Source organism: Anaerococcus lactolyticus ATCC 51172 (assembly GCF_000156575.1).
Classification (GTDB): Bacteria; Bacillota; Clostridia; order Tissierellales; family Peptoniphilaceae; genus Anaerococcus; species Anaerococcus lactolyticus.
The window spans coordinates 7,083-15,317 of record NZ_GG666050.1 but is presented as its reverse complement, the minus strand read 5'-3'; the positions used below and the strand labels follow the sequence as shown (position 1 = coordinate 15,317).

At 29.6% G+C, this 8,235-nt stretch carries 9 protein-coding genes and 2 pseudogenes; all 11 read left to right on the top strand.

Translation table 11 applies throughout. The annotated features are described in order from the left end of the window. Positions 1 to 166 precede the first annotated feature (166 nt). Entirely contained in the window at positions 167 to 385 is a 219-nt protein-coding gene (locus HMPREF0072_RS08920) for a helix-turn-helix domain-containing protein (RefSeq protein ID WP_001207345.1), read from the top strand. Between the two features lie 3 nt (positions 386 to 388). After that, positions 389 to 559: a hypothetical protein gene (locus HMPREF0072_RS12025; RefSeq protein ID WP_004829420.1), complete on the top strand. Its 171-nt coding sequence runs from the start codon at positions 389 to 391 to the stop codon at positions 557 to 559. Between the two features lie 101 nt (positions 560 to 660). Beyond that, complete coding sequence (locus tag HMPREF0072_RS12515; RefSeq protein WP_248601178.1) at positions 661 to 762, top strand: helix-turn-helix domain-containing protein; 102 nt, start codon at positions 661 to 663, stop codon at positions 760 to 762. 181 nt (positions 763 to 943) lie between these two features. Further along, positions 944 to 1,594, top strand: a complete 651-nt coding sequence (locus tag HMPREF0072_RS08910) for a response regulator transcription factor (RefSeq protein WP_004829418.1) — start codon at positions 944 to 946, stop codon at positions 1,592 to 1,594. A 1-nt stretch (position 1,595) separates the two neighbouring features. Next, positions 1,596 to 2,456 (top strand): sensor histidine kinase, encoded by an 861-nt coding sequence (locus HMPREF0072_RS08905; RefSeq protein WP_039931348.1) that lies wholly within the window; start codon positions 1,596 to 1,598, stop codon positions 2,454 to 2,456. A gap of 52 nt (positions 2,457 to 2,508) precedes the next feature. Continuing rightward, positions 2,509 to 3,189, top strand: a complete 681-nt coding sequence (locus tag HMPREF0072_RS08900) for an ABC transporter ATP-binding protein (RefSeq protein WP_039931347.1) — start codon at positions 2,509 to 2,511, stop codon at positions 3,187 to 3,189. Further along, a complete protein-coding gene (locus HMPREF0072_RS08895) occupies positions 3,182 to 5,617 on the top strand; it encodes an ABC transporter permease (RefSeq protein ID WP_004829413.1) in 2,436 nt (811 codons plus the stop codon). Before HMPREF0072_RS08900 ends, HMPREF0072_RS08895 begins: the two co-directional genes overlap by 8 nt. Before the next feature lie 22 nt (positions 5,618 to 5,639). Beyond that, positions 5,640 to 5,897, top strand: a complete 258-nt coding sequence (locus tag HMPREF0072_RS08890) for a hypothetical protein (RefSeq protein ID WP_004829411.1) — start codon at positions 5,640 to 5,642, stop codon at positions 5,895 to 5,897. Positions 5,898 to 6,063: 166 nt separating this feature from the next. Next, positions 6,064 to 6,378, top strand: a pseudogene (locus tag HMPREF0072_RS08885) (23S rRNA (uracil(1939)-C(5))-methyltransferase RlmD); the annotation flags it as partial. Between the two features lie 303 nt (positions 6,379 to 6,681). Continuing rightward, a pseudogene (locus HMPREF0072_RS12345) lies at positions 6,682 to 6,849 on the top strand (conjugal transfer protein); the annotation flags it as partial. Positions 6,850 to 7,061: 212 nt separating this feature from the next. Next, a partial coding sequence (locus tag HMPREF0072_RS08875) for a bacteriocin-associated integral membrane family protein (protein WP_004829405.1) occupies positions 7,062 to 8,235 on the top strand: 1,174 nt, incomplete at its 3' end.

Here is an 8,235-nt window from a genome sequence, read left to right as displayed (position 1 = left end):
CAACCCTGGTGCTAAATCTCAAGGTATTAAGCAATTTATGGCAAAATAAGGACGGAATAACACAACAAACTCTCTAAAACAAATCACTAAACCAATGTAAGATTTAATGAAATCAATATTTATGCTATAATTAAATAAATATAATGAATAGAAAAAGAGGGATATTATGGCACTTAACTATAAACCATTATGGATACAATTAGCAAAAAAAGGACTAAAAAAAACAGATGTAATAGCTATGGCAGGACTGACAACAAATGTTATGGCACAAATGGGCAAGGATAAACCAATAACATTTAAGAATTTAGAAAGAATATGCAAGGCTTTATCTTGTACTCCTAATGACATTATTAGTTTTGAAGATAATTTTAGTGACGAGGAATAGAAAATGAGTTTAAGGACAGAAGATCAAGTTAGGGATTATGCAAGAGAAGTATTAGGCTTTAATGAAATTGAAGAAAACATCAATCAAGGTACTGGTCAAATAACTACTTTTAATCAATTAGGCTTCAAGGGGTATTCAGATAAGCCAGATGGTTGGTTTTTACCTAAAATATGAATGATGTAGCAGTAATCCTTGAAACAAAATCAGAAGAAAGAGAAATGAACAAAGAGGACTTAAAAAGAGCTGCAAACATAACAAGCTAAATAGTTTCAAGAATGAGCAAAAATTCTTATGTGAACTTAGAGTCATTAGAAAAGATTTGTTTGGCATTGGATTACGATATATCAGACATTATGGAGTGTATTAAAAATGATTGAAATAATGAATGGAGATTGAAAATTGATAAAAAAAGTTAGTGACTCTATATTGAAATAAATTAGCTGATCTAAGCAGGGCAGGTTTTTATGTTGCAGTCACAAGTGTTAGACATAGTGTAGCTATTGTGTGTGACAGAAATTTTTCTAATAGATTTCAAAGTTAGTACATGAGAGGGTTAAAATGAAGAGTGTTTTGATTATAGAGGATAATAAAGAAATTGCATCACAAATGGAAAAGTATTTAGTTAATAATGGTTATGAAGTAGAGCTTGCATCATCTTTTTACGAAGCGACCTATATGATGAATGTAAACATGGATGTGGCACTACTTGATATAAATCTACCAGATAAAGACGGTCAACATTTGATTAAAAAGTTAAAAGATAAGGACATAAGAGTCATTATAACAACGGTTAAAAACGATGAAGATTTTATAATTGCTGCCCTAGATCAAGGAGCAGATGATTACTTAACAAAGCCATTTTCCCTAGCAATATTAAGGGCAAGAATTGATGCAGTTTTAAGGACAATACCTTTAACTCAAGACAAAAAAATTACTTACAAGGATATCAAAATAGATTTAAATGATTCAAAAGTTTATTTTAAAGGTAAGCAAATAGAGCTAACTCCACTTGAGTATGAAATCCTAGTCTTATTTATTAAAAATCCTCACCGAGTTTATACAAGAGGCCAGCTATTAGAAATGTTTTGGGAAGATAGGGATAAGTTTGTAAATGACAATACTCTCACATCAACCATTAAGAGAATTAGAGAAAAACTTGATAAGGAAGTAATTTCTACTGTTAGAGGAATTGGATATAGGATGGATTGAGATGATATATGTATTTTGGATAATAAGTCTTTTACTTCTTTATTATTTTTTAGAATCAAGAAAGAAAAATAGAATAAATGAGCTTATAAATCTGATAGAAAACATGAAAAATCAAGAATATAAAATTCCTATGAAGCAAGATGATTTTTCAATTTTGGAAGATAAAATTTACAAGCTTTTTATAGAAATAGTCGAAGCAAAAGAGACAAGTAGAAAAAATAGCGAAAAGCAAATTGAATACCTAGAAGATATCGCCCATCAAATCAAAACTCCCATCACATCAATGCTTTTTTCCATAGAAAATTTGGAGATAGATTTTCCAGATAATGATGATATAGAAGTTTTAAAAAGGCAAACTCTAAGATTAAATTCCCTATCAGATATTCTTCTTAAACTATCAAGTCTTGATGCGAACAAAGATCTTATGAAAAAGGAACAAATTCGTTTAGATGAATTAGTAGATTATGCCTTAGATAGTTTGAATTTAAAGAGATCTATAAATGTAGAAAAGAGAACGGATTTAAAAGAAAATAGAATCATTGGAGATTTTTATTGGCTGGCAGAAGCTCTCATTAATATTATAAAGAATGCTGATAATAGACCGACCTGTGAAAAAATCGTGGTTTCATCATACAAAAATCCCTTATATACAAGCTTAATCATTGAAGACAATGGCGGAGGAATAGAAAAAGAGAATATGAAAAAAATCTTTAAACGCTTTTATAAAACGCCCGACTCAAATGGTTTTGGAATTGGACTTGCCATGGCAAAGACAATTATAGAGAAAAACAATGGAGAAATTTCTGTTTCCAATGCAAAAAATGGAGCAAGATTTGAAATTAAATTTTACAATGTCACCTAAAAATCACTTTACTTTTATATACTTACCTTGACATATGAAAAAGGAGACAAGTATGGAAATATTAAAAGTAGAAAATTTAAGAAAAGAATACGGCGAGGGTAATTCTAAGGTCATTGCCTTAGACGGTGTCAACCTTGAAATTGAAAGAGGAGAATTTGTCGCTATTGTTGGACCAAGTGGGTCTGGTAAATCAACACTTCTACATATCATAGGAGGAGTGGATAATCCGGATGATGGAAAAGTTTATATAGATGGTAACGACATCTCAAAGTATTCCTCAAAAGAATTAGCCTATTTTAGAAGAAGAAAAGTCGGACTAATTTATCAATTTTATAATTTAATTCAAAATCTAACTGTAAGGCACAACATAGAACTGCCTTTAAAGCTTGATAAGAGAAAAATAAATCAAGATGAATTTTCAGATATAGTAAAAAAACTTGGTATAGAAAGTAAACTTGACTCTTTTCCAAGTGAGCTTTCAGGAGGTCAACAGCAAAGAGTTGCCATAGCCAGAAGTCTTATCTATAGCCCATCTATCATATTGGCAGATGAACCGACTGGAAACTTGGATAGAAAAAATTCTAAGGAAATAATTGAAATTTTTAAATATTTTAACAAAACCTTAAAACAGACGATTATCCTAATCACCCATGACGAAGATATAGCCCTACAAGCAAACCGTATTGTTACAATAGTCGATGGAAAAATTGTAGGAGATGAGAAACATGAATAAGAAGAATTTTCCCATTTTTATTTCCTTATTTATTGTAAGTCTATTTTTCACCTTTATTTTTTATTTTGGATATAGAAGCTTGAGATCCAACTATGGTAATTATATGGCTTCAAGCTTTTATCATGGGGAGATTAAAGAAGAACTCTCAAATGAAGATGTTGAAAAGTTAAAGTCCATTAAAGATATTGACTTGGCTGGGAAAATGTCTCTTGATCCTGACAACGGAAAGCTTGGAGACGATTTAGTCGTTATAAACTATCAAGACAAAGCAATCAATAAAATGAGAGAGTATTCGAGACTTATTGAAGGCAGATTTGCAACAAAGGAAGACGAAATTGTACTATCTGAAAGTCTTGTAAAGGAAAATGAACTTAAAATAGGCGACAAGATAGAACTTGATTTAGGCAAAAGGTTTTTAGATGGAGAAGAGATAGGTCCAACAAGTGCAAATACTGGCAGGGAAAAATTTGAGAGCCAAGATTCTAAAAGCTTTACTTTAGTCGGTGTTTACGGAGATGTCTACAACAAGTATAGTAAACTAAATTTTGCTCTAGGGTTACAAGATAAAATGACCACTTTTAGAACCTTTGTAAAATTTCATTCATTTGAAGAAGCTTACAAAAATAGAGATAAGATACAAAGTGAAATAAACAAAATACTAGGTAAAGATGTTCATTTAGAATTTTCTAAAAGTCTTATAAACTATTATGGAGTAGAACACGAACCCTTACAAAATATAAAGAGCAAGGCTGTTACCGTTCTATCAGTTCTTGGCTGTATAGCAATCTTTGTGTTTTTTATAAAAAATATCTTTTGGGTTTGGGGGTTAAGGAAGATTAGAGAGCTTTCCATTTACAAGTCTATAGGATCTAGCAATGGACAAATATATCTGTTACTTCTAAAGGAAGGACTTGTTACAACTGCAATTCCAATACTTTTAGGACATATTGTAGGCTTTTTATCTATATATTATCTGTACAAATACATTCAAATAGACAAACAATTAAGTGAATTTAATCTAGTAAAGTTTAATCCCTTATTAAGTTTAGCAATACTTTTGGTTTCTTTTACAATTGTGGCACTAGCTATTAAATCCCCTGCGAAAAAGATTTCTAAAATAAACATTATAGACGGCATAAGAGGGAATATAGATTTTTCAAAATCAAAGAAGAAAAGAGCCAAAGATTTTTGGAAGGAATTAAAACTTAACAACTTAGCTTCAATAAAATCACAGAGATATATTTCTGCAATAGGGATAATTATTATTTCAGTATTTATAATCACTATTGGCATATCAACATACTACAGAGATTATTCTAGTTACGATAATGGCTATAATTTTTCTGTTGATTATTTTAGTGAAAAGAATCAAGTCCCAAAAATATTAAATGAAATTGTAGATAAAATTCCTAACGACAAGTCATATATTTCAAAAGATAAATATGTTCAAGTGGAAAATACAAACGAATTCTCAAAGGAAGCAAAGGCAGCAGGATTAGATGCGGAAGCTAGAAAGAATATAGAAAAATATAAGGCAAAGGGTATGGATGGATTTATCATCGCCTTGGAAGAAAAAGACTTAAAAGAACTTGGAGGAAAGAAGGGTGAATTTGTCCTCTACAATACAATTCAAGAAGATTCTTCTATTCCAATAGCCAAGGCAAAGAGAATTCCATATTTTGAAAATCCACAGACTTTGGATATTAACTTTGAAAATGATTATAATAAGACTATTAAAATTTCAAAGACTATAACAGATTTGGGAAAATATAAGTCGAGAACAATGCCATTTGATGTAAAAGTTTATACAGATTTTGACACTTATTTTAAACTTATGGAAGAATCAGGTGATGAGAAATATACAGGATATGCCTATACTTTGAATATGAAGGTAAAAGACTCTGATACCAAAGATGTAAAAGAATATGTAGAGGCCATGATTAGAGAACAAATTTCACCTGAAGATAGATTTAATATCACAATAGGTGAAGAAATCGCAAAAAATGAATATAAGGACGTGAAAAGTTTCATAAAATTTGCAATAGGTATTGCTTCAATCATCTTTGTATTAAATATCACCAATGGTTACTCGTCCATTAATTTAAGCCTAATGAGCAGAAAAAAAGAAATTGGTAGTCTTTACTCTTGTGGAATGGATGTAGATGAGTTAAAGAACATCTATCAAAAGGAATTTATTGGGGAGCAGGTAAAATCCTTTATAATTTCTATTATGGTGAGTTTAGGTGTTATGTTTATAATGTCGATAATCGCTTCTGATTTAAGAATGAATACTTTAATAAAATATTATGATTACAAAAGCTTCCTAGGATTCTCACTAGTTGTCTATGGTATTAATCTAATAATCTATCACTTCTCCTTAAAGAGAATTTTAGACAGACCGACTATAGATTTAATTCGAACAATATAATTTCAAAGAAAGAGGAGTATTTGTGAAATATAAATTAAGTAAGAAGATATTTCTACTTGGACTTGTAATATTTGTGATTTCTTACTTACTTCCAGTAGATATATTTGAAGGTTTTACAAGTTTAAGACCAACTGGACTTACATCAATGTTTGTCTGCCCAATTGTCGGACTAATAGGTTTAATATTTGGGGCAAAGGAAAAGTCCAGGTTGTTTATATTGTTGAATATTCTGTTAATCTTATTAAATCCTATATCAATGTTTGTAGGTCATCTAATATAAGAAATATGACTAGAACAATAAAATATTAATTTAAACAGCTCTTTTGTAGGGCTGTTTTTCCTTTGCTACAGAATGATATAATGTATTATAAGATGCGTATTGATTAACATATTTCCACATACGAGGCTTTTGAAAAATCATTAAATTTATCCATACTGACCACTCAAGCCATGTGGAGACGGTAGCACTTTTGTCCAAACTTGATGTCGATAAGCATATAAATATTGAAATTGAGATGGATGAGCTTGATTTGACAAGTGCGGAGAGCAAAGCAACATATGCTCAAATCAAAGAATATGTTTGGAATAAATTTGAATTAAAAGTTTCGACATTATATATTGCACAGATAAAAAAGAAATGTGGAATAGAATTACGAGAACATTACAACAAGTCTAAAAAGGAGAAACAAATTATTCCAAAGTGTACACCGGAAAAAGAAGAAGCCATAATGGATGCTTTGAGACACTTCAAAATGATTTAATAGAAAAGAATGACATCATATGACTTTCTGCATTTATTACATTCCTACTTGGTATAGGAACAGCTATTATTCCTTTCTTGCAAGGTATCAATTAGAAAATAGGCTCAATATAAAGATTGATAGGATCATTTTTATATTAAAAGGAGCGTTGAAATGATTGATAAAAGCAATAAAAAATTTTGGGATAAATTTGCTAAGTTGTATGCTCCTTTTATGAAAAAAGATAAAGAGGTTTATGATAAAGTTTGTGAATATCTTAGTCCTCATTTGAATAAAGATATGGAGGTGCTTGAACTTGCTTGTGGAGTAAGACCTTTCTTATCTGATAAATTTGATATTACAAAATATAAGAATTACAAGTTGTTGGAAGATTACGATCAGAAGAATTTATTTGATGTGGAAGAGTATTTAGCAAATAGAGATAAGGTAAAGTTAAAATCAAGTTATAAAATAAATAGGTTAAACATATAAATAGAAATTTAGAGACACAAAAACGTGGTAACGATTGCACATATTGCTTATATATGATAAGATAATAATATATTATGATGACTTTGCTGATCATTCTTATAGACATCATTTTATGATTATTATCCTTATTAAGTAAATCTGGTCAAACACATAGGGCGGGCCTATTTGCCACGCCTTATTTTGTATATTTATTTAGAGAAAGGGCGTAGATTATGAAAAAATTTTTAAAGATTTTTATTTTTCTTGAAATAATACTCTTCGCATATATTTTTAATACTTCTATTTACAACATTTACGAAAAAAATAATATTTCTTCCGAGAATTTGAAGGGGTACGTTTTAGAAGAAACGTCGCCAGAAATTCTCGACAAATTTTATACAATATTTACAGAAGAATATTCTCAAAACAAATTAGAACTTATTAACAATACGCTCACTTCTACAGATAAATCCGTTTATGATTTATATTGCTATCCATTAAATAAGTTTGTACAAAAGCAACCTATATCTCAGTCTATTTTGCTTCAATATCATGAATTGAAAAAGGAAGATTTCTTAGATAGTGTTGGTGTATTCTATACGGACTTACGAGCCGATGAAATAAAAGAGATAGCTTCTCAATTGTCAGTTGCAATAAGCGATTTTGAAAATGAAGCTATTCCGTATAGTATGGTGTTAAAATTAAATCTTTTTAATTTTATAATCTTGTATATTGTGCTTCAAATAATATACTGTATTTATACATCTTATAGTTTGAAAAAAATAGGTATTAAAAAAAGCATGGGCTTTTCTACCGTGCATATTTTAAAAGAGCAAATTACTAGTATAATAAAATATTTTGTTGTAATATGCTCAGTATTAATTTGCTTGCTAAATTTGTATTACGCATTAACAAACCGATTTGAATTTTCTTATTTGGCAACAAGTTTACTTTTCTTTACTATTATTTTAGCTATAAATATAATTTGTGTTTTAATTACAAGTATTTTAATTAAATTTGTTTCTTTGGAAGCAATGATAAAAAATAAGACTTTAAATAGCGGTATAAACATTATAGTTCAGGCTGTAAAAATAGTTTTTTCAGTAATAATCGCGGTTACTATTATTTCATTGTTAAATCAAGGAAACTCATTTAAACAAAGCCAACAAGATGTTTTAGATTATAAGTATCTGGATGGATATTATACCGCTAATGGTTTTAATTCATCAGAATATGATTATGCGTTAGCAAACAAAGACATATTAGAAAGTTATTCTGAACAAACATTAGAAATGTACAACCATAACCATTCGTTACTTTGTGATTTTAGTAAGGGCAGTGCTTTACAGACATCACGCCCCTATTATGAACAACAGCTTGTTATAGCAAATAGAAATTATCTGAGTG